Raw genomic sequence first — 18637 nt, 5'->3', positions numbered from 1 at the left:
GCTGTTTGTGTTTATTTCGCAGTTTGGCTAATCTCGGACGAAACACGCATATATACGCGCAAACAGGCAAAATCATGCACCAACAGCATTCCACAGCCGAACTCCCGCATCTGCGCCGGCAGAAAATATTGTTGATCCTCGAACGTGACGGCAAGGTCATGGCCTCTGAGTTGAGTCAGCATTTCGCCGTTTCCGAAGACACCATTCGCCGCGATCTGGCGGAACTGGATAGTGCTGGCCTGGTGCAGCGGGTGCATGGCGGAGCGCTGCCGCGACCCAAAGACACCGGCAAGGATTACTTCACCCGCATCAGAGAAACCGATGAGGTGAAAACCCGATTGGCACAACTCTCGGCGAATCGGGTTGAGGACGGGCAGATCGTGCTGTTCGACTCTGGCACTACTATTTTGCAGATCGCGCAGTCGCTACCGACGGACATTTGCATCACTGCGGTCACCGCCTCACCGATGACGGCAATTACCTTGGCCGAGTACAAAGGCATCACGGTGATTCTGGCCGGAGGGCAGCTCAACCCGGCAACGATGTCGGCCGGTGGGCATGAAGCTGTTCGCTTGCTTCAGGGCATCAAGGCCGACCTGCTGTTCACCGGGGTTTGTGCGATCCACCCGGAGGTCGGCATCAGCTCCTTGCACTTTGATGAAGTGCCGGTAAAGCAGGCGATGCTCGACAGCGCTTCCCACGTGATAGCGGTCACCACGGCAGACAAACTTGGCGCGGTAGAGCCGTTCGTGGTTGCGCCGTGTTCGCGTGTGCACACGCTGATCACCGAGCGCCATGTGGCGTCGGGCAACATAGAGGACTACCGCAAGCTGGGAATCGATGTGGTGCAGGCAGACGCTTGAACTTGAGTCACACATTCCAGCCTTGCAGTCATTTCGGACGTCGTCGGCGCCCATGGACAGTTAGCTGACTTCGGTCCTGCAATGGCGATGTTTTATCCGCCATAGGACGGCACGCTGATCGCCCAGTGGATGCTGCAGTTTCTGACCCAGTCCTAAGTTTTGAGCACTGATCGTCCCCACGCTCCGCGTGGGAACGAACATGTCCGGTCTTGTGTTTTTAACGCAAAAGATGAACGACCAAACCAAAAAAACCACAGCCCATCAGCACCTCAATCACCCCGCGCTTGAAGCGAAACAACGCAATGGCCGCGGCAATCGCGATCAGCGCCGAAGGCCAGTCGAGGTTTGCGTCGAAGCCGTTTGGCCACAGCACGTGGTAGGCGAAGAAGCACGCCAGATTGAGGATCACGCCGACTACCGCCGCCGTGATCGCGGTCAGCGGTGCGGTGAATTTGAGTTCGTTATGCGTCGACTCCACCAGTGGGCCACCGGCGAGAATGAACAGGAACGAAGGGAGGAAGGTGAACCAGGTCACCAGCGTGGCGGCGAGGGCGCCGGCCAGAAATACCTGGTCCGGGCCGAATACCTGCTGCACATAAGCGCCGATGAAGCCGACGAAGGCCACCACCATGATCAGCGGCCCGGGCGTGGTTTCGCCAAGGGCCAGGCCGTCGATCATTTGCGTCGGCGTGAGCCATCCGTAATGGCCGACCGCACCCTGATAAACATACGGCAGTACGGCATACGCCCCGCCAAACGTCAGCAACGCCGCTTTGGTGAAGAACCAGCTCATCTGGGTCAGCGTGCCATCCCAGCCGAACAGCGCGGTGAGTATCCCCATCGGCAACGCCCAAAGAACTGCGCCAATGAGTGCCAGGCGCAGCAGTTTCGATCCGCTGAAGCGGGCATGTTCGGGAGGAGGAGTGTCATCATCGATCAGCGCCGGACCGAATGATTTTTTGGCGGCACCTTGGCCGCCGATGCTGAATTTTTCCGGGGCCAGTCGTCCGCCGGCATAACCGATGAGTGCTGCACTGAGCACAATCAGTGGAAAGGGCACATCGAACACGAAGATGGCAGCGAATGACGCCGCGGCGACTCCCCACAGCCAATTGTTCTTCAGCGCTCGGGAGCCGATCCGATGAGCCGCCTGCACCACAATCGCGGTCACGGCCGGCTTGATGCCATAGAACAATCCGGCGACTACCGGCACTTCACCGAAGGCGATGTACAGCCAGGACAACGCAATCAGGATGAACAGCGACGGCAGCACAAACAGCACGCCGGCGATCACGCCGCCCCACGTGCGATGCATCAGCCAGCCAATGTAGGTCGCCAACTGCTGAGCCTCGGGGCCGGGCAGCAACATGCAATAGTTGAGGGCATGCAAAAATCGCCGCTCCGATATCCAGCGCCGCCGCTCGACCAACTCCTGATGCATGATCGAAATCTGCCCGGCCGGGCCACCAAAACTGATGAAGCCGAGTTTGAGCCAGAAGCGCAATGCTTCCCGCAGGCTGATGGCTTCGGGTTTGGACAGTTGCTGTTCCGTGGCCGAGGGGTGTGTGAGGCTCAAGCGGGTGCTCCCTTTTCAAATTTGCCTTGAGCCAGTGACAGTAGCCATGGTCGGCCGGTTTGGATAGTCGGTGAATGTCGGGACCACTTCTATTGAGTGGACGCTGCTGATCAGCCGTGGACCAATGCAATCGCAAACGACACCACGATCATGCACGCAAACGCAAAATTGAGATTCATGAAATCTACATCCGGAATATTAAAAGTGGTGCCATCTTGAACACGTCAGAGAAAAATAAAAAATTCGGCTTCGTGATTTAAATGATCGAAAGAAATGATAGCTAGGGGACTGTACAGCGCATCGAGTGGGTGCTCGATGCGCTGGGTCGTCACTCAAACAGTCACTGAGCACCAAACATCGCCGTCCAATAGATCCCCGAATCACTCTTCGGATCAACCGCGTACGCTGCGCCCAACTCCCCGAACTGCGGGTTCATCAGGTTCGCGCAGTGACCGGGGCTGGCGAGCCAGCCATCGACCACCTTGCGCACGGTGTCTTGCCCGGCGGCGATGTTCTCGCCGACCTGCTGGCCGCTATAGCCCGCCAATTCGGCTCGGTCGCCCGGCATGCGGCCATCGCGGTCCTTGTGATCGAAGTAGTTGTTGTTGGCCATGGACCGGGAATGGGCTTCGGCCGCTGTCCCCAGCGTGGCGTTCCAGGCCAGCGGTGTGGTGGCGGCAAAGGATTGCGTGCCGCACTGGGTAGGCCGGGTGCGTGCGATGTTGAGCTCGGCCAGGAGCTTCTGGCCTTCTGCCTGCCAGTCACCCAAGCGCCCGCTCAACAGTGGCCGCGCCAGCACGATGCGCCAATCACGGTCCTGGTGGCTGACGCCGACATCGACGAATTGCGGGTCCAGCACCACCTGGCAAAAACTCTCCCGAATCGCTTTCATCGCTGATGGTGCATCACGCGGCCCGGACAAACTGATCGCCTGCACGTTTACCATCGGATAACCCGCGCTTGCCAACGCCTGCTGCAGATTTCCGATGCTGGTGGCGGACAGCGCCAGCCGTGGGTCGCCCGCCAGCGGCGGCAACTCCGGCGATGCCTGACCCGCGCAGCGCTGCGGCTGGCTGCGGTAGAGATTGATCGAGTCAATCAGTTGTTTCTCGTCGCCCGCCAGCGTATTCACGGCAAACAACAGACCCAGTGACAACGTGGCAAGACGCATAACGGATGACAGGACGCGCATGGAAATCTCCCTTGAACTGACTGCGCCCATGATGCGCGATTTCACCCCCGCGAGCGCAATGCCTTTTCGCGCTGAAATACAGTTTATTGTCAGACGGTTGGAAAGACTTCTTGCTACTACAATCAAGCAACGTCACCCACATGACGCACGCCAACGCCGTAGTTTATTGCCCGAATCCGCTTCGGTCAGAAGGTCGATCATGCGATTAATCTGGTTAGCTAGCTGCTTGGCAATCACCCTTCTCGGCGGCCAGGCATTGGCGACGGAACAGGAGCAAAAAAAGGAAGCAGCAGAAGACAAAGCCGAGGTCCTGGAACAGAAAGCCGCGGAGAAGGGCTCCGACTTGCCTGTGCCCAAGGCTGAAGCCATCACGACATCTGAAGTCCAGGCGGTCGATCCGGCAGGCGCCTCGCCACTGGACGATGCAATCACCTGCCTGGCACGCTCCATTTACTGGGAAGCCAAGGGCAAGGCATCCGCCGACATGGAGGCGGTCGCCAGCGTCGTGATGAATCGACTGGGTCATGAAGGCTTTCCCGATACGGTATGCGCCGTGGTCAAGCAAGGTTCTGAAACCGGCAATTGTCAGTTTTCATGGTGGTGTGACGGGCGCTCTGATCAAGTACAGGAGGAAACCGAGTACGAGATCGCCAAGGAAATTGCACGCAAGGCGTTGAACAAGCAACTCAACGACCGAACCCGCGGCGCCTTGTATTTCCATGACAGGAATGTGAAACCCGCCTGGGCCAGGAAATACATCAAGACGACCGAGACCGCGAAGTTTCTTTTCTATAAGCCGCACGATGGTTCTGCGAAGTAGGAAAAGTCGGGCTCAGTCGAGTGTTGTTTGCGGCTCATCCGGATGATCGATGTGCTTGAAGCGCTCGACCAGAAAATCGATCAGGCAGCGCACCCGTGCGGACAGATGCAACTGTTGCGGATAAACCGCATAAACAGGGAGTAACTCACAGCTCTTTGTTCACTACATATACTCCGTTCACACACCGCTTGGAGAGTCCGGCCCGACGGGAACAACAAGAACGTAACGAGAGTGGAGTTGACCAATGAGCGCATACAAAATCGCTGCGGTACCCGGTGATGGTATTGGTGTGGAAGTGATCGCTGCTGGCGTCGAGGTGCTGCGAGCCCTGTCGAAAAAATCCGGTTTTGAGCTGGACTTCAAACACTTCGACTGGAACTCCGATAACTACCTGAAAAACGGCTACTACATCCGAAGGTGGTCTGGAAGAACTGAAAACCTTCGACGCCATTTTCTTTGGCGCTGTCGGTGCGCCCAATGATCCCGGTGTGTCCAAACCGGTAGCCGGGCTGATCATTCCCTCCGGTTTGACTTTCAACCCGGATGGCCAGGCGATCTACTACACCATCGCCGCCATTTTCATCGCCCAGGCGACGAATACGCCGCTGACCCTGACGGATCAGTTGATCGTGCTGGCGGTGCTGATGTTTACGTCTAAAGGCTCTGCGGGTTTACCGGCGTCGGTACCATGGCCATCGCCAAATGGGTCGGGGCGCTGGACACCGTGAAAATGCACAAGGCATTGAACGGCGAGCTGGAAGAGGAGAAGTCCGCGACGGTTCAGGCAGAGGTTGTCGCCGCTCATTCCGCGAGGGGAACAGGGGCGGTGCTGCCAAGCAGGCCGGGATGGTCGTCTCTATCGGCGTCAACGAACGTGACGGTGGCACGCTGTACAACGCGCAGTTGCTGTTCGATGCCGACGGCACGCTGATCCAGCACCGCCGAAAGATTTCCCCGACCTATCACGAGCGCATGATCTGGGGCATGGGCGATGGCTCCGGCCTGCGTGCCACCGACAGCGCAGTAGGGCGCATCGGCCAATTGGCCTGCTGGGAACATTACAACCCGCTGGCTCGTTACGCCTTGATGGCCGACGGCGAGCAGATCCACGCCTCGATGTACCCGGGATCGTTTGCCGGGCCGCTGTTCCCTTCGCAAATGGAAGTCAATATCCGCCAGCACGCGCTGGAATCGGCGTGCTTCGTGGTCAACTCCACGGCCTGGCTGAACCCGGAGCAACAGGCGCAGATCATGGCCGACACCGGTTGCCCGATCGGCCCGATTTCGGGTTGGTTGCTACACCGCGATCATCGGCCCGGATGGCGTGGTGCTGGGTTCCCTGCAAGAAGGCGAAGGCGAGGTGATCGTCGACCTCGGCTGGAGGCCGTGTCGCCCCCATCGCGGGCAAGCCACGCTCCCACAGGGAAATGAATTCCAGTGTGGGAGCGTGGCTTGCCCGCGATGAGGCAATCACAGGCGCCAAAAAAAGGGGACTTCCACCGGCACGATGGAAGTCCCCTTTTATTCGTCTGGCGTTACAGTTCCTGACCCAAAAAGATCAACGTATTGCCATGCGCCTCAGCTGCTGCGCGCTGGTTGTAGCTGTCGCGATGGGAGCAGTTGAAGCCATGTTCGGCCTCCGGATACACGACAATTTCCACGTTATCGTTGTTTTCGAAACGCTCGGCGATTGTCTCTACGGCGTCCAGTGAGATGTGGCTGTCCTGTTCGCCAAAGTGCATCAGCAGCGGCACTTCGATTTCATCGGCCCGGTCCAGATGATTCTGGATCCCGCCGCCGTAATAGGCGATCGCCACGTCCACCAGCCCATTGGCGGCGGTGTGGTACGAGAGCAAGCCACCGAAGCAATAACCTATCGAGGCGATTCCGCCATCCAGCCCCGGCTGAGCTTTCAGCGCGTCGATGGCCAGTTCGATGTCGGCCTGTGCCTTGCCGACGTCGGTAGCGTTCATTAATTCGATGGCGCGTTTCCAGCCAGCTTCGTCGTAGGTCAGTTCGATGCGCTGGCCGCTGCGCCAGAACAGGTCCGGTGCAATCACCCAATAGCCGTCGGCGGCGTATTGCTCGGCGACAGAGCGGATGTGTTCATTCACGCCAAAAATCTCCTGGATCAGCACGATCCCCGGACCTTTGCGGGTATGCGGAATCGCCAGGTATGCACCGAATTTACCGTCGGGGCTGTCGATCTCGATCCATTGGGTGGTCACGCTCATGGTGGCTCCTGTCTGCGAAAATTGAGGTGGGATGAAGCTTACTGTGGCTGTGAGGCCTTGAAGCTTGGCAGCGCCTGCATACGTTTCCACCATTCGGCGAGTCCGTCTACGGCAAACACCTGCGGCGCATCCTTGGTCATCGCTATATAGGCACAACCCGGTGCCAGGTAAAAGTGATTGCTCCAATAGTGAATCGAAGGACGTTATCGAGCCTCAAGCGTTTCAGCGGTTATCGCGACGCCAGAAAACTCGAGCCAGCAGCGCATCGAGGCTGAGCTTGCCGGGACCCGAGAGCAACAGTGGCATAAAGGCCGCGAGGTAGATCAGCGGCAGCTTGAAGTTGCCATGACCTTTGTTGCTGATGGCGTAACCCTGGGCAAGCTCACTCAATGTAGACCAATCGGCTGGCCAGTGAACGGCAGCGGTCGCCACGATGGTCACCACGATCAGAATGAAGGCCGAAATCCGTGTTCCCAGGCCGACCAGTATGGCGAGAGCGCAGATCAGTTCGGCCCACATCGACAGTTCCCAGTTCAACGTCGCCGGTACGTGGTTGAACGGAAACGGGAAGCTGTCCTGGATGTCGGCGAACCAGTTTTCGCCATTGAATTTTTCCAGACCCGACTCGAAAAATTCCCAGGCCAAAAACACCCTTAGGGTCAGGGGCGCGATCCAGCTACCGGCACGGTCGAGGTTCAGGTGCAGGCCTTTGACGGCCGAAGAAATTGAGGTGTTCATGGGCTTGATCTCCGTTCAATCAGGGAGGTGGGGCAACGGCGTGCCCCACGCAATGGGTTACTCGCCGGCGCCGCACTTGCCTTCACCACATTTGCCTTCGGCCGGTTTCTCGGCGGTATCGGCCTGGACCTGGCTGTAGCCGTGGGTCAGTTGCTTCATGCTGAACGCTTCGGACTCAGAGGCCGACGCGATGTTGGACAGGGCCAGGCCGCCAGCGATGATCAGGCCGAGGGTCAGGGAAGAAGTCGAGAGTTTGAACATGGTGATACTCCGTGCGTTGAGTGAGTTGAGCGCTTTGATCGGCTTGGCCAATCGACACGCACATTTCATCAAGCGGGTGTATCTGCGATGTGTCTTTAACGCGTGGTTTTATGGGCGGGGTGTGTCGAGAGGGCGGCTGTACACACTGTGATACGCAACCCGTGTAATTTCTCAGTCGGGGCAGGGGTTCGAGTCAGAGCGGTAATGCTTCGATTCGGCTGCGCAAACATTCCAGCGTTTCATCGTCCAGCACGGTGGTGACGTCCAGATACTCTTTTGCCTGGAACAGGTTCATCGCATCGAGCCTGTTTGCCAACGATGCCGTCGATGGTCCCGGGATGCCAGTCCAGGTACGTCAGGTAGGTTTGTGCCATACGAATTCTCAGGTCCGGCGTCCCGCCATAAGAGAACTTCTGATACGCCGCGCTGAGCCGTAAGTCGTAGTTGTTGATGGCGTAATTGGGGCCGTTATAGCGGCGTGCAAAATTGGCCCGGTCCTTGGCGCGTAACGCCGCCACCGAGACGCCTTCGATCAGCGTGCCGACGGTACACAGCAGTTGTTCGTTTTCAGACTTGACCATCCGCTTGATCATCGTCTCGACATCCGCGGAATTCGTCTGCGCGAAATTGAACCCCATGATCTGGCCCAGCCCCCACGAGGTACTTTGCAAGGCCGCATTACTGTTCAGTTCGATGGCCAGGTTCAGACGCTCATATTGATGCGCCCCCCGATGCACCATAGTTACCTGCGGGGTTGCTGCTGATACCCGGGTGTTGAGCGTCGTATGTCTGGTGGGTCAACCGACTGAAAACATGGCGCTCAAAAAGGATTTCCGGACGGCGGTCGGGAAAGAATCCGTTGCCGGAGGCTTCTACTGCCTTTACCCCTTTTTGCGTAGGAGGGCCGGGCAATCGGCCGCCGGGTTTTCGATCATCGGTCAGGCGTGCGGTTAATGACGCTCCGCGGATTTTCCTATACATTTTCTGCCCGCCCACTGCATGGTGAAACCGCTTCATGTCTCTTGCGCTCGAACGTCTAGTCGCTGGCACGCCAATCCCATTCGCTGGTAACCGTGTCTCTGTGGTCAGCCCCGAACTGGCGGCGCGCTTTCAGCCCGGAGACCACCTGTTGGTGGAGCAGGTGAGCGGCGAGTTGTTGTTGATTCCGGTGGTTGACCAGCAGGCGGCAAGCGTTGCAATCGAACGTGCCGCAGCGGCTTTCAGCGCAATGTCCGCCGTTTCGGATCAGGCGATCAGTGAGTTCTTCGATCGCTTTGCCCAACGTCTGGAAACGACAGACTGCTGGGCCTTGATCGAGACGGCCAACCTGGCCGACATCGAGCGGGCCAAGGCGCGCGGACGTTCCACCACGCGACTGCTGGCCGACGAACGTATGCGTCGCGACATGATTGCGGGCCTGCGGGCCTGGCGCGATGCGTCGGCCACGCGCGGCAAAGTGCTCAGTTGCGTCGAACATGACGGCTGGAAAGTCGAGCAAGTGGTTTCGCCGTTGGGCATCGTCGCTTTCGTCTTTGAAGGTAGGCCAAATGTCTTTGCTGATGCCGCTGGTGTGTTGCGCACGGGTAACACCGCAGTGCTGCGCATTGGCAGTGATGCGTTGGGCACCGCGCAAGCCATCGTCACCCACGCGCTGAATCCGGCGCTGACCGACGCCGGGTTGCCGGCCGGTGCGGTGTCGCTGGTGGAAAGCGTCAATCACGCGGCTGGCTGGGCGATGTTCGCCGACCGACGCCTGTCGTTGGCCGTGGCCCGTGGTTCGGGTCGAGCCGTCAGTCAACTGGGCAGCATTGCCCAACAGGCCGGCACCGCCGTCAGCCTGCACGGCACCGGCGGCGCCTGGCTGATCGCGAACGCGGATGCCGACGCCAAGCGCTTTGCCACTGTGGTGCGCAACTCGCTGGATCGCAAAGTCTGCAACACCCTGAATGTCTGTCTCATCCACCGCGACCGCGCCACCGAACTGGTGCCGCTGTTTCTCGATGCGTTGCAACAGGCCGGCACCGCACGGGGCCAGGGCTGCAAGTTGCACATAGTCGAGGGCAGCGAGCAGTACTTGCCGGCGGATTGGCAGACCGCGAGCGTCGAGGTGTATCGCGCCGAAGGCTATCAGACCGAAGCATTGGCCGAGCCGCTGCCCGAAGATCAGTTGGGCCGTGAGTGGGAATGGGAAGAAACCCCGGAAGTCAGCCTGAAGATCGTCGACGATCTGGACAGCGCCATTGCCTTGTTCAATCGCTACAGCCCGCAATTCACCGTGTCGCTGATCAGTGAAGATACCGAGGCGCAGGATCGTTTCTACAGCGCGGTCAACGCCCCTTTTGTCGGCAACGGGATTACCCGTTGGGTCGACGGCCAGTACGCGTTGAACAAGCCGGAACTGGGGCTCTCGAACTGGGAGAGCGGTCGCCTGTTTGCCCGAAGTGCGATTCTCTCGGGAGATGGCGTATTCACCATTCGTAGTCGCATGACTCAGACGGATCTGTCGGTCAAACGCTGAGACGACACCCCGACCACCGACGACAGGCGCACTATAATTAATGTGCGTCTGTATTGGCGTGGCGAGCACTCTAAAACGAATCAGATGTCCATAACGCTCGCCTGAGAGGCACAGGGCTGCACGGCAAATGGAACGGACAGTGCATCTGATTCGTGAGCGAGGGTTGCACCATGAAACTTCATTCCTTTCAACATTACTCTCATGATCTGGAAAGAGGCGTTCACGACACGTGGATTACCGCCAGGGTGAAGTCAGCCCTGGCATTGGGCGAACCCAGCCTTGGCCTGCAAGTCCATGTTAAAACCCACGGCGCCACGGTGGCGTTGAGCGGTCGCGTCAACACCCATAAACAGTGTGAGCAGGCTGTTGGTCTGGCCCGTTCGGTGCCGGGCGTCGTCGAAGTCGATGCCAGAGACTTGCAGACACACGTGTTCACGCCAGGAAGTATTCCAGAACCACCCAACGCCGAAGAGAGCACTGAGAATCGGCCTCAATCGTCAACAAAGATGGACGATAAGTGACCCTGTTGATCGTGTCAGTGCAGCGCTCCCGTGAGCCGGGAGTGCTGCATCGATCGCCTCGTGGCCAGTGGATACAAACTTCAGGCGGCCGCTTTTACGGATCGAGCTTGAAGGGCACAGGTGTCCGGATAATCGGCGAGCGCCACGAAACGGTGGCTATTGGCATCCAGGGCATCGATCGAGCCGGTCTCGATGTCGTAGACCCAACCATGCAAATTCAGCAGGCCTTTTTCCTGAGCCAGGCGCACGCTTGGATGCGTCTGGATATTGGCCAGTTGCGCGATGACATTCTCCCGAACCATTGAACTCACCTTCGCCGCATCATTGGCGTGAGGGCGCGATTCGTTGATGACTTTCGCCGACTCGGCATGTTGCAACCAGCCGCTGACCGCCGGCAGGTGGTCCATGCATTTGCACTTGGCGACAGCGGTCATGGCGCCGCAGTCCGAATGCCCGCAGATCACGATGTCGGTGACGCCGAGTACTGCGACTGCGTATTCGACCGTGGCCGAAACACCACCGGGGTGCGGGCTATAGGAGGGCACGATATTTCCGGCATTACGGATCACGAACAGTTCGCCAGGCTCTTGCTGCGTCAGCAATTCAGGCACCACCCGGCTATCGGAACAGGTGATGAACAAGGTGCCGGGGTGTTGCGTGGTGGCCAGGTGTTTGAACAAATCGGTACGTTGCGGAAAGGCTTCCTTCTGGAACTTCAAAAAACCTTCGATGAGCGCTTTCATGGCGATGTCCTCATGCGTGAGTCGGGTGTTAGCCCGCACATCAGTGCGGGCCGGTATCAACTTAGAAAGGAAGCAGTGGCAGGAACTTGCCGTCGAGGGTAATCACTGCGCGGGAGCCGCCTTCCGGGTCTTCGACTTTTTTCATGTCGAGTTTGAAGTTGATCGCGCTGATGATGCCGTCGCCAAATTGCTCATGAACCAGGGCTTTCAAGGTGGTGCCGTAGATCTGGATCATTTCGTAGAAGTGGTAGATGGTCGGGTCGGTCGGGACGCCCGAGAGGCTGCCGCGCAACGGGATGATCTGCAAACGGGCTACGGAGTCGGCGTCCAGGTCGAGTTTCTCGCCGATCACTTTGGCGGCGCTTTCCGGCAGCGGGTGCTGGCCGAGCAGGGCGGCGGTGACGTACGCCAGACCTAGGTCGGTGCCGTCGGTCAGTTCCTGCCAGGACAGATTTTTGCGAGCCTTGGCATCAAGGATCGAAGTGGTCAGGGCCAGACTTGGGTCGTTGTAGGCGTGGGACTGTTGCATGGGGTTTCTCCTGTCAGGGGGAGGTTTTGCTTGGGTGTGGGGCAATCTTCTGCCGATTGATCCATAGCGTCCAAGACCCATATACAATGCAGCGCATAAGTACAGCCTATAGATGGTGAGCCCATGCTGTTACGACATTTGCGCTATCTGCTGGCGGTCGTCGACCACGGCGGTTTCACCCGCGCTGCGGAGGCGCTGCACGTTTCCCAGCCGACCCTGTCCCAACAAATTCGGCAGCTTGAAGAATCCTTGGGTGTCAGCCTGTTCGACCGAACCTCGCGCACGGTCAAGCCGACCGATGCGGGTGAGGCCTACATCGAATGCGCCCGTCGGGTGTTGGTGGAACTGGAGGCTGGCAAACGTGCGTTGCATGACGTGAAGGATTTGTCTCGCGGCACTTTGCGACTGGCGATGACGCCAACGTTTATGGCGTATCTGGTGGGACCGCTGGTGCGCGATTACGTGGCTCGGTTTCCGAACATCCATCTGCAGATTTTCGAGTTGTCGATGGACGACATCGAGGCCGGGCTGGTAGATGACTCACTGGACATCGCCATCGCGTTTACCCAAGTCAGAAATACCGACATCGAGTCGATCCCGGCGTTTACCGAGACATTGGGGGTGATGGTGGGGCGCGATCACCCGCTGTACGAAAGCCAGGTCGCGTTGTCTGCGCAAGAAGTGGCGCAGCTGGAATTTGCGCTGCTGGCCCAGGACTTCGTGACCCGCACCCGCATCAATGAGTACTTTGCCCAGGAACAGATCACGCCGAAGGTGGTGATCGAGGTCAATTCGGTGAGCACCTTGCTGGAAGTCATTCGGCACACGGCCATTGCTACCATCCTGCCGGAACCCATCGCCACCCAGGACCGCGCACTGCGTAAAATTCCGTTGCTGGGGGAGGCGCCCAAACGGGGGGCTGCGCTGCTTCGGCGCAAAAACAACTATCACAGCGCGGCGTCGCTGGCCTTTATGGACCTGGCGCTAGGTGCGACTGCGGTCGAGTCAACGTAGTCAGTCATCCACTGACTGGCACACACCATTGGGCGCCTTGCCCGTGGAGCTCACGGCCACCGAGTCGTCATCGGCGAGGAGAATCGAGAGTGTGACGCCCGCACCTTTCGCTTCGAACTTGCGATCGCTGATGGCTTTGGTTTCGGCTTCTTTGCTGTTGATCAACACCGGCCCGTCCTGATCGGCCTGGACGAGGAGTTTTCCGGGGCACTCCACAATGAATGAGGGCATGCCGGTCAGACTGTTGGCATGTGCAGCGTTTGCCATCACCAGTAACAGTATCCATGTCAGGACTATTTTCATCGCAAGTCTCCCGGGCCACCACGCATACGGTTAACGATAGCTTTGTTTGCTGAGTACGAGACAAACAAAAAGGCCCCGCTCGATAATACGAGCGGGGCCTTCTTATTGTGGGATGGGATAAAACCGCTGGGGGGAATCAGTAGAACCGGTCAATCACCCGAACTTCGTTCGGGTTCTGCATCGAGGCCCACGCCTGTTTCAGCGTTTGCAGAACATTGCCGATGAAGTCCTTGTCAGCCGCGGCTTTCTTGCCGACATAACCCTGGCCACGACGGTACATCTTCAGTCGGGCGAGCAGGTTCTGGTTGTTCTTGTCGAACTCTGCTTCATGGGCGTGGGGTGACAGGCAGTCGATATGAACCTGGCCCGATTTGCTGATCCACAGGATATGGCTGTCGTGGCTATCTTTTTGCGCAGCGAAGATACGAGCCAGTTCATCGATAGTAGGTTGATTGTTCAGATTCATATTAAGCCCCTTGACCATTTGGTGATCTTTCAAAGTTGATTCGCTAATACAGGTAGCCCATCGGTTAGTTGATCCCTGGCACCGAAACCAGGACGTCAGCGGTCGGCCGCCAATTTGGCGGGGCCCCGCGTCTGCTGCATGTAGTCGTGTTGAATAACTGCTACGCAATAGCGTCACAACGAAGAGAAGCGGCGAAAACCTGGAGGCCACTGCCGATGTTTTCAGGGTCGGCCACAAGCTTCATGAGGATTGATCGCCAGCGCTTCTCGTCCTTGTACTGGACGTTCAGGCCAGGTCAGCTTCTTCAATCTGCCTTGTGGGCAGCGTGTATCCGGGAAAAACAGCTCGGCGGTCAGACGAGCTTGCTCAAACATGTTGCCTGTCTCCCGATCGGGGAGATGTCTGCATCATGCAAGTCAAAATCGGACGCGTCAACGTTTTGTAGTGATTATTTTTAGGCACTACATATTGTCCTGCAAAGCTGTTTGGAATTAAAAAGCTGGATTTGAGAGCGCCGGTCAGGACGACGGCTGAGAGGTTTGGAAGCGGTAAAAGGTGCAGGGATAACCCTCTACCGGCAGCTGATGCCGGGTGAACTCGCCACCGGTGAGCTCAGGCATTACTCTGGCCCAGAACAGCCGCGCAGGCTGGTTTGCGTCAATGTGGAAAATTTGCCATTGACCGGGGAATCGGCTCAAGAGGGTGGAAACGACAAATTTCGCGATGCCTTGGCCACGGAAGCGCCGGCTGACAAAAAAGTAGCCGATGTTGTGCTCCGCACCGTCGATATGAGTTTCGTCATCCACGGTCGCGAAACCGGCCAATTCTCCATCGACCTTGATCAGAAACGGTCTGGTTGCCGGTTTGCGCCAGTAGTCCGGTTTAGGCTGGGCGCTGAAGAACCCATGCTCATCGAGTTTCAGCGGCAGCCACTCGCTGAAGTCGTACATGTAGAACTGCAACAGGTTTTCGATGGTTTCCAGTTCGTCACGCTGTGCGGCGTGAAGTTCTATCGAAGGCATTCTGGCTGGCTCCTGATGCGCAGGCCATCCGTGGCCATGGCGTGATCACTCAGTGCGGCGCGAAATCGTATGTGCCACCCGTTTTCAGCGCGGCTTGATAAGCCGGGCGAGCCTGGAAGCGCCCGATCCACGCCGCTATATGAGGATAGTTGCCGAGCTTGCCCTGGGCTCTGGCGATCTCGCCGATAAAGCTCATCTGGATGTCGGCGGCGCTGAATTCATCGCCAAGCAGGTAATGGGACTGGCTCAGTGCCGCATCGAGGTAGCTCAGGTAGTTGGCGACTTCCGAATTGATCCGCGGATGCAACGGCGCGCCGGCTTCACCGAGACGCCCCACGTACAGGTCGAGCATCATCGGCAACATGGCTGAACCTTCGGCGAAGTGCAGCCACTGCACGTAGTCATCGTAGGCGGGGGTGGACGGATCGGGTTGCAGGCGATTGCGGCCATGACGACGAATCAGATAGTCGATGATCGCGGAGGACTCAATCAGTTTCTGCGCGCCGTCTTCAATGACCGGCGATTTGCCCAGGGCATTGATCGCCTTCAGTTCCGGCGGTGCCAGGTTGGTCTTCGGGTCGCGCTGATAGAGTTTCAGCTCATAAGGTATGGCCAGTTCTTCCAGCAGCCAGAGAATCCGCTGGGACCGCGAGTTATTCAGGTGGTGCACGATAATCATGATCGATGCCTTTTCAGAAATTGGAACTGTCGCCGGGCTTGAAGAACACTAGACCCTTTTGGTCTGCTAGAAGTGCCGTCAAGCCTTGCACGCCGGTTTCGCGGCGCGCCTTGTTGCGGTCGATGGCTTGCTCTTGACCGGTTTTCGTTTGTTCTTCCATGGTGTGGCGCCGCGACCGGCCGGGCTTGCTGGTCCGCTGATGGTCAGGCTCAGGCCGGCGCAGCGGGCGACCTGTTTGCTCATCCACGCGGCCTGTTTGGTGACGAATTCTTCCAGGCTCATTTCCCCGCTCTGCACCATGTCCAGCGCCTGCTCCCAGATGGCCGTGGTCCCCGGATCGGCGATGGCGCGCGGCACTGCGTCGATCAGGCTGAAAGCCGCGGGGGTCGCGGCCAGTGCCTTGCCGTTCTTGATCAGGTAACCGCGGTCTAGCAGACCTTGAATGATCGAGGCACGGGTCGCTTCGGTGCCAATGCCGGTGGTGTCCTTGAGCTTTTGCTTGAGCAGTGGGTCTTCCACCAGTTTGGCAACGTTCTTCATTGCCTTGATCAGATCGCCTTCGGTGAACGGTTTGGGCGGTTGCGTCCAGAGGTCCTTGAGCTTCACGTCGGCCACCGCGCAATCAAGCCCCTCGGCCAAAGCTGGCAGCGTTTGCGGCGCCGGTGCTTCGCGGCCCTTGGCCGGGGCCAGTGCCTCGGGCAGGGCGCGTTTCCAGCCGGGCTCGACGATCTGCTTGCCGACGGCGCGCAAGGCTTCGCCAGCACAGTCGAAGTCGGCCTGGGTTCGGTCGTATTCATGATTGGGCAGAAACTGCGCCAGATAACGCGCACGGATCAAGGTGTAGACCGCCCGCTGCTTGCCCACCAGTCGATCGAGGTTTTTCGCCGCTGCGGTGGGGATGATGCCGTGGTGAGCGCTGACCTTGGCGTCATTCCAGGCCCGGGAACGGCGCTGGGGCTCCAAGTGATCATTCAAGGTGTTCAGGGCCGGATCGGCCTGCCTCAGCGCCGCCAGAATGCTCGGCGCTTCGCTATGTTGACTCACGGGCAGGTAGCCGCAGTCGCTGCGAGGGTAGGTGATGACTTTGTGGGTTTCGTAGAGCGCCTGGGCAATATCGAGGGTTTCCTGGGCACCGAGCCCGAGTTTCTTCGAGCAGACTTCCTGCAAGGTACCGAGGTCGAACGGAAGGGGTGCGACTTCGCGCATTCGCTCGGTCCGCAATTTGATCACCCGGGCGTTCGCCGCGTTGCCAATAGCCGCCGCTGCTTTTTGTGCCAGTGCCTGATTCAGGCAGCGATCCTGGTCGTCGCAAACTTCGGATGCCGCTCGCCACTGGGCGGTGAATGCGGTGCCGTCCGCAAGCAGTTGCACATCGATGGCCCAGTAGGCGACCGGCACGAAATCGGCAATGCTGCGATCGCGATCCACGACCAGGCGCAGGGTCGGTGTTTGCACCCGTCCGACCGGCAAAACCCCCTGATAACCGGACTGTCGCCCCAGCAGCGTGAACAGCCGACTCATGTTCATGCCGATCAGCCAGTCAGCCCGGGAACGTCCCAGTGCCGAATGATAAAGGCTGAAGGTCTCGGCCCCGGGTTTGAGCGCGGCGAGGGCTTTGCGAATAGAGGCGTCGTCCAGCGCCGACAGCCAAAGCCGTTGGATCGGCCCTCGATATCGGCAATGTTCCACCAATTCCCGGGCGATCATCTCACCCTCACGGTCGGCGTCGGTGGCGATCACCAGTTCATCGGCCTCGCCGAGCAAGCGTTTGACCGCCTTGTACTGGCTGGCAGTACGCGGTTTGACCATCATCTTCCACTTCTCTGGAATGATCGGCAGATCCGCCAGCACCCAACGCTTGTAGCGCGCGTCATAGGCATCTGGCGGTGCCGTTTCCAGAAGATGGCCGATGCACCAGGTCACCGTGACGTCCGTTCCCAACCAGCAACCGTCGCTGCGACGCTTGGCGCCGAGCACTGCCGCAATGTCTTTGGCCTGGGAAGGTTTTTCACAGAGGTACAGCCGCATAACCACCATCGTTCAGTCGGTTTGAAGAGGTGAACAGAATGCGCAGGGAATTAGATTGGAGCAACCTTTATCTGTATGGATATACAGATAAAAGATTGCCGATGATGACGGGCGACGAATGCGGCGTCAGAGCGGTATCTTGTTCCTGACCCAAGGTGCTGACCTTAATCCACCACAAACAACCTGGCACCCAGGGTGGTGGAAGAGCGATGTGCTTCGGCATTGTCCGCAACCTGATAACTCATGCCGGGTTTGAGTACGAACTGACGACCATCCTCCAGCTCGGTGCGCAGTTCCCCTTCAAGGCAAAACAGTACATGGCCCTTCGAACACCAGTGATCCGCCAGGTACCCCGGGGTGTATTCGACTATGCGCACACGAATCGCCCCGAACCGTTGGGTGCGCCAAAGGGCGCTGCCGATTTCGCCCGGGTGTTCGGTGGGTTCGATTTGCGACCAGTCGGTGGTGCCGAAGGGAATGTTTGCAATGTCCATTTTGCGCTCCAGGGGATGATCTGTTGTAGCGAGGTAGAGCACTGTAGCTGATGACGGTATTTGCTGGCATCACAAAGGGCAGTGGCTTCCGTTCGGCTGCGAAGCCGTCGTGATTGCGAAACTTGGGTTATACCTGATAAATCGTGGTCTCAGGTTTCAGGGCTGCTGAGCAGCCTATCGCGGGCAAGCTTGCTCCTACAGGTCCATCACCGTCATGAGGAACGTATTCCATGAAAAGCTCCGGCCCCAGCCCTGTCATCACCATTGCAGAGCAACCCGGCTGCCTGCTGGTGAAGTTTCACGGTATTCAGGTGGCCGCTTCCGCGCGCGCGCTGGTGCTTTTGGAGGCCAATTACCCTCCGGTGTACTACGTCCCGCGGGAAGACATCGACGAGAAGTACTATGCCCGCACCGATCACACCAGTTACTGCCCGTACAAAGGCGATGCCAGCTATTTCAGCTTACAAATCCCGGGGCATGAAGGCGCCAACGCGGTATGGAGTTATGAGAACCCCAAGGTGTCGGTAGCGCAGATTCGTGAATACGTGGCGTTCTACCCGGATCAAGTGACGTTTGAGGTGCTTAAAGACGTTTGATTTGTCACTTTGATCATTCCCACGCTCTGCGTGGGAATGC

General features: G+C 58.4%; 20 protein-coding genes and 5 pseudogenes. 9 read left to right on the top strand and 16 right to left on the bottom strand.

Going from position 1 to position 18637, the window contains the following annotated elements:
* Positions 1–74: 74 nt before the first annotated feature.
* Positions 75–863 carry a DeoR/GlpR family DNA-binding transcription regulator gene (locus FQ185_RS01595; protein WP_149415920.1) on the top strand — a complete coding sequence of 263 codons (789 nt, stop codon included), beginning with the start codon at positions 75–77 and terminating at the stop codon, positions 861–863.
* A 217-nt stretch (positions 864–1080) separates the two neighbouring features.
* Here FQ185_RS01595 and chrA read toward each other — a convergent pair whose 3' ends face one another.
* Together chrA and FQ185_RS01585 are read right to left on the bottom strand one after the other, a co-directional pair.
* A complete protein-coding gene (gene chrA, locus FQ185_RS01590; RefSeq protein ID WP_149415919.1) occupies positions 1081–2439 on the bottom strand; it encodes a chromate efflux transporter in 1359 nt (452 codons plus the stop codon).
* 340 nt (positions 2440–2779) lie between these two features.
* Complete coding sequence (locus FQ185_RS01585; protein WP_149415918.1) at positions 2780–3631, bottom strand: CAP domain-containing protein; 852 nt, start codon at positions 3629–3631, stop codon at positions 2780–2782.
* 199 nt (positions 3632–3830) lie between these two features.
* On the opposite strand from FQ185_RS01585, the gene FQ185_RS01580 reads away from it, so the two are divergent.
* Positions 3831–4451, top strand: coding sequence for a cell wall hydrolase (locus tag FQ185_RS01580; protein WP_149416142.1), 621 nt, complete (start codon positions 3831–3833; stop codon positions 4449–4451).
* A gap of 12 nt (positions 4452–4463) precedes the next feature.
* Here FQ185_RS01580 and FQ185_RS30425 read toward each other — a convergent pair.
* Positions 4464–4586: pseudogene (locus FQ185_RS30425) on the bottom strand (LysR family transcriptional regulator); the annotation flags it as partial.
* Positions 4587–4695: 109 nt separating this feature from the next.
* Between FQ185_RS30425 and FQ185_RS01575 the strand changes: the two are divergent.
* From FQ185_RS01575 to FQ185_RS01565, 3 pseudogenes are all read left to right on the top strand, one after another.
* Positions 4696–4936 (top strand): annotated as a pseudogene (locus FQ185_RS01575) (isocitrate/isopropylmalate family dehydrogenase); the annotation flags it as partial.
* Positions 4937–5382: pseudogene (locus FQ185_RS30420) on the top strand (cation:dicarboxylate symporter family transporter); the annotation flags it as partial. It lies immediately after the preceding pseudogene.
* Positions 5274–5826 (top strand): annotated as a pseudogene (locus tag FQ185_RS01565) (nitrilase-related carbon-nitrogen hydrolase); the annotation flags it as partial. The pseudogenes FQ185_RS30420 and FQ185_RS01565, both read left to right, overlap by 109 nt.
* A gap of 160 nt (positions 5827–5986) precedes the next feature.
* On the opposite strand, the gene FQ185_RS01560 reads toward FQ185_RS01565, so the two are convergent.
* The 4 genes and pseudogenes from FQ185_RS01560 to FQ185_RS01540 all read right to left on the bottom strand — a co-directional run bounded on the left by FQ185_RS01560 (position 5987) and on the right by FQ185_RS01540 (position 8665).
* Complete coding sequence (locus tag FQ185_RS01560; protein ID WP_149415917.1) at positions 5987–6685, bottom strand: dienelactone hydrolase family protein; 699 nt, start codon at positions 6683–6685, stop codon at positions 5987–5989.
* A 222-nt stretch (positions 6686–6907) separates the two neighbouring features.
* Positions 6908–7423: a DoxX family protein gene (locus FQ185_RS01550; protein WP_149415916.1), complete on the bottom strand. Its 516-nt coding sequence runs from the start codon at positions 7421–7423 to the stop codon at positions 6908–6910.
* 57 nt (positions 7424–7480) lie between these two features.
* Positions 7481–7684, bottom strand: a complete 204-nt coding sequence (locus FQ185_RS01545; protein WP_149415915.1) for a hypothetical protein — start codon at positions 7682–7684, stop codon at positions 7481–7483.
* A gap of 239 nt (positions 7685–7923) precedes the next feature.
* Positions 7924–8665 (bottom strand): annotated as a pseudogene (locus tag FQ185_RS01540) (N-acetylmuramidase family protein).
* Positions 8666–8699: 34 nt separating this feature from the next.
* On the opposite strand from FQ185_RS01540, the gene FQ185_RS01535 reads away from it, so the two are divergent.
* Both FQ185_RS01535 and FQ185_RS01530 read left to right on the top strand, forming a co-directional pair.
* Positions 8700–10202: an aldehyde dehydrogenase family protein gene (locus FQ185_RS01535; protein WP_149415914.1), complete on the top strand. Its 1503-nt coding sequence runs from the start codon at positions 8700–8702 to the stop codon at positions 10200–10202.
* Between the two features lie 170 nt (positions 10203–10372).
* Entirely contained in the window at positions 10373–10723 is a 351-nt protein-coding gene (locus tag FQ185_RS01530) for a BON domain-containing protein (RefSeq protein WP_149415913.1), read from the top strand.
* Between the two features lie 80 nt (positions 10724–10803).
* Here FQ185_RS01530 and FQ185_RS01525 read toward each other — a convergent pair whose 3' ends face one another.
* Both FQ185_RS01525 and cynS read right to left on the bottom strand, forming a co-directional pair.
* The gene (locus tag FQ185_RS01525) at positions 10804–11466 is read right to left on the bottom strand and encodes a carbonic anhydrase (protein WP_149415912.1); all 663 of its coding nucleotides are present in this window, start codon (positions 11464–11466) and stop codon (positions 10804–10806) included.
* Positions 11467–11527: 61 nt separating this feature from the next.
* Positions 11528–11995 (bottom strand): cyanase, encoded by a 468-nt coding sequence (gene cynS / locus FQ185_RS01520; RefSeq protein ID WP_149415911.1) that lies wholly within the window; start codon positions 11993–11995, stop codon positions 11528–11530.
* 123 nt (positions 11996–12118) lie between these two features.
* Here cynS and cynR point away from each other — a divergent pair, with 123 nt between their 5' ends.
* Positions 12119–13009 carry a transcriptional regulator CynR gene (cynR, locus tag FQ185_RS01515; RefSeq protein WP_149415910.1) on the top strand — a complete coding sequence of 297 codons (891 nt, stop codon included), beginning with the start codon at positions 12119–12121 and terminating at the stop codon, positions 13007–13009.
* On the opposite strand, the gene FQ185_RS01510 is transcribed toward cynR, so the two are convergent.
* The 7 genes from FQ185_RS01510 to FQ185_RS01485 form a co-directional block, all read right to left on the bottom strand.
* Complete coding sequence (locus tag FQ185_RS01510; protein ID WP_149415909.1) at positions 13010–13312, bottom strand: hypothetical protein; 303 nt, start codon at positions 13310–13312, stop codon at positions 13010–13012.
* A 136-nt stretch (positions 13313–13448) separates the two neighbouring features.
* Positions 13449–13778 (bottom strand): hypothetical protein, encoded by a 330-nt coding sequence (locus tag FQ185_RS01505; protein WP_149415908.1) that lies wholly within the window; start codon positions 13776–13778, stop codon positions 13449–13451.
* 221 nt (positions 13779–13999) lie between these two features.
* Positions 14000–14152: a hypothetical protein gene (locus FQ185_RS30125; RefSeq protein ID WP_007946257.1), complete on the bottom strand. Its 153-nt coding sequence runs from the start codon at positions 14150–14152 to the stop codon at positions 14000–14002.
* 144 nt (positions 14153–14296) lie between these two features.
* Positions 14297–14800 carry a GNAT family N-acetyltransferase gene (locus tag FQ185_RS01500; protein WP_149415907.1) on the bottom strand — a complete coding sequence of 168 codons (504 nt, stop codon included), beginning with the start codon at positions 14798–14800 and terminating at the stop codon, positions 14297–14299.
* Positions 14801–14849: 49 nt separating this feature from the next.
* The gene (locus FQ185_RS01495) at positions 14850–15479 is read right to left on the bottom strand and encodes a glutathione S-transferase family protein (protein WP_149415906.1); all 630 of its coding nucleotides are present in this window, start codon (positions 15477–15479) and stop codon (positions 14850–14852) included.
* Between the two features lie 78 nt (positions 15480–15557).
* Positions 15558–17507: a DNA topoisomerase III gene (locus tag FQ185_RS01490; RefSeq protein WP_149415905.1), complete on the bottom strand. Its 1950-nt coding sequence runs from the start codon at positions 17505–17507 to the stop codon at positions 15558–15560.
* A 164-nt stretch (positions 17508–17671) separates the two neighbouring features.
* Entirely contained in the window at positions 17672–18001 is a 330-nt protein-coding gene (locus tag FQ185_RS01485; RefSeq protein WP_149415904.1) for a DHCW motif cupin fold protein, read from the bottom strand.
* Positions 18002–18231: 230 nt separating this feature from the next.
* On the opposite strand from FQ185_RS01485, the gene FQ185_RS01480 reads away from it, so the two are divergent.
* The gene (locus FQ185_RS01480; protein WP_149415903.1) at positions 18232–18597 is read left to right on the top strand and encodes a DUF427 domain-containing protein; all 366 of its coding nucleotides are present in this window, start codon (positions 18232–18234) and stop codon (positions 18595–18597) included.
* The last annotated feature ends 40 nt before the right edge of the window (positions 18598–18637 follow it).

Source organism: Pseudomonas sp. ANT_H12B (assembly GCF_008369325.1).
Classification (GTDB): domain Bacteria; phylum Pseudomonadota; class Gammaproteobacteria; order Pseudomonadales; family Pseudomonadaceae; genus Aquipseudomonas.
Note: the sequence above shows the minus strand (reverse complement) of the source record. Positions and strands in the feature narration are given on the sequence as shown.

What these genes read in the sequence shown, in the direction of transcription:
- FQ185_RS01545 (WP_149415915.1), bottom strand. Translation starts at nt 7,684, where the DNA reads ATGTTCAAACTCTCGACTTCTTCCCTGACCCTCGGCCTGATCATCGCT.
- FQ185_RS01535 (WP_149415914.1), top strand. Translation starts at nt 8,700, where the DNA reads ATGTCTCTTGCGCTCGAACGTCTAGTCGCTGGCACGCCAATCCCATTC.
- FQ185_RS01595 (WP_149415920.1), top strand. Translation starts at nt 75, where the DNA reads ATGCACCAACAGCATTCCACAGCCGAACTCCCGCATCTGCGCCGGCAG.
- FQ185_RS01580 (WP_149416142.1), top strand. Translation starts at nt 3,831, where the DNA reads ATGCGATTAATCTGGTTAGCTAGCTGCTTGGCAATCACCCTTCTCGGC.
- FQ185_RS01510 (WP_149415909.1), bottom strand. Translation starts at nt 13,312, where the DNA reads ATGAAAATAGTCCTGACATGGATACTGTTACTGGTGATGGCAAACGCT.
- FQ185_RS01525 (WP_149415912.1), bottom strand. Translation starts at nt 11,466, where the DNA reads ATGAAAGCGCTCATCGAAGGTTTTTTGAAGTTCCAGAAGGAAGCCTTT.
- FQ185_RS01560 (WP_149415917.1), bottom strand. Translation starts at nt 6,685, where the DNA reads ATGAGCGTGACCACCCAATGGATCGAGATCGACAGCCCCGACGGTAAA.
- FQ185_RS30125 (WP_007946257.1), bottom strand. Translation starts at nt 14,152, where the DNA reads ATGTTTGAGCAAGCTCGTCTGACCGCCGAGCTGTTTTTCCCGGATACA.
- FQ185_RS01505 (WP_149415908.1), bottom strand. Translation starts at nt 13,778, where the DNA reads ATGAATCTGAACAATCAACCTACTATCGATGAACTGGCTCGTATCTTC.
- FQ185_RS01495 (WP_149415906.1), bottom strand. Translation starts at nt 15,479, where the DNA reads ATGATTATCGTGCACCACCTGAATAACTCGCGGTCCCAGCGGATTCTC.
- FQ185_RS01490 (WP_149415905.1), bottom strand. Translation starts at nt 17,507, where the DNA reads ATGCGGCTGTACCTCTGTGAAAAACCTTCCCAGGCCAAAGACATTGCG.
- FQ185_RS01485 (WP_149415904.1), bottom strand. Translation starts at nt 18,001, where the DNA reads ATGGACATTGCAAACATTCCCTTCGGCACCACCGACTGGTCGCAAATC.
- FQ185_RS01585 (WP_149415918.1), bottom strand. Translation starts at nt 3,631, where the DNA reads ATGCGCGTCCTGTCATCCGTTATGCGTCTTGCCACGTTGTCACTGGGT.
- FQ185_RS01550 (WP_149415916.1), bottom strand. Translation starts at nt 7,423, where the DNA reads ATGAACACCTCAATTTCTTCGGCCGTCAAAGGCCTGCACCTGAACCTC.
- cynS (WP_149415911.1), bottom strand. Translation starts at nt 11,995, where the DNA reads ATGCAACAGTCCCACGCCTACAACGACCCAAGTCTGGCCCTGACCACT.
- cynR (WP_149415910.1), top strand. Translation starts at nt 12,119, where the DNA reads ATGCTGTTACGACATTTGCGCTATCTGCTGGCGGTCGTCGACCACGGC.
- FQ185_RS01530 (WP_149415913.1), top strand. Translation starts at nt 10,373, where the DNA reads ATGAAACTTCATTCCTTTCAACATTACTCTCATGATCTGGAAAGAGGC.
- FQ185_RS01480 (WP_149415903.1), top strand. Translation starts at nt 18,232, where the DNA reads ATGAAAAGCTCCGGCCCCAGCCCTGTCATCACCATTGCAGAGCAACCC.
- FQ185_RS01500 (WP_149415907.1), bottom strand. Translation starts at nt 14,800, where the DNA reads ATGCCTTCGATAGAACTTCACGCCGCACAGCGTGACGAACTGGAAACC.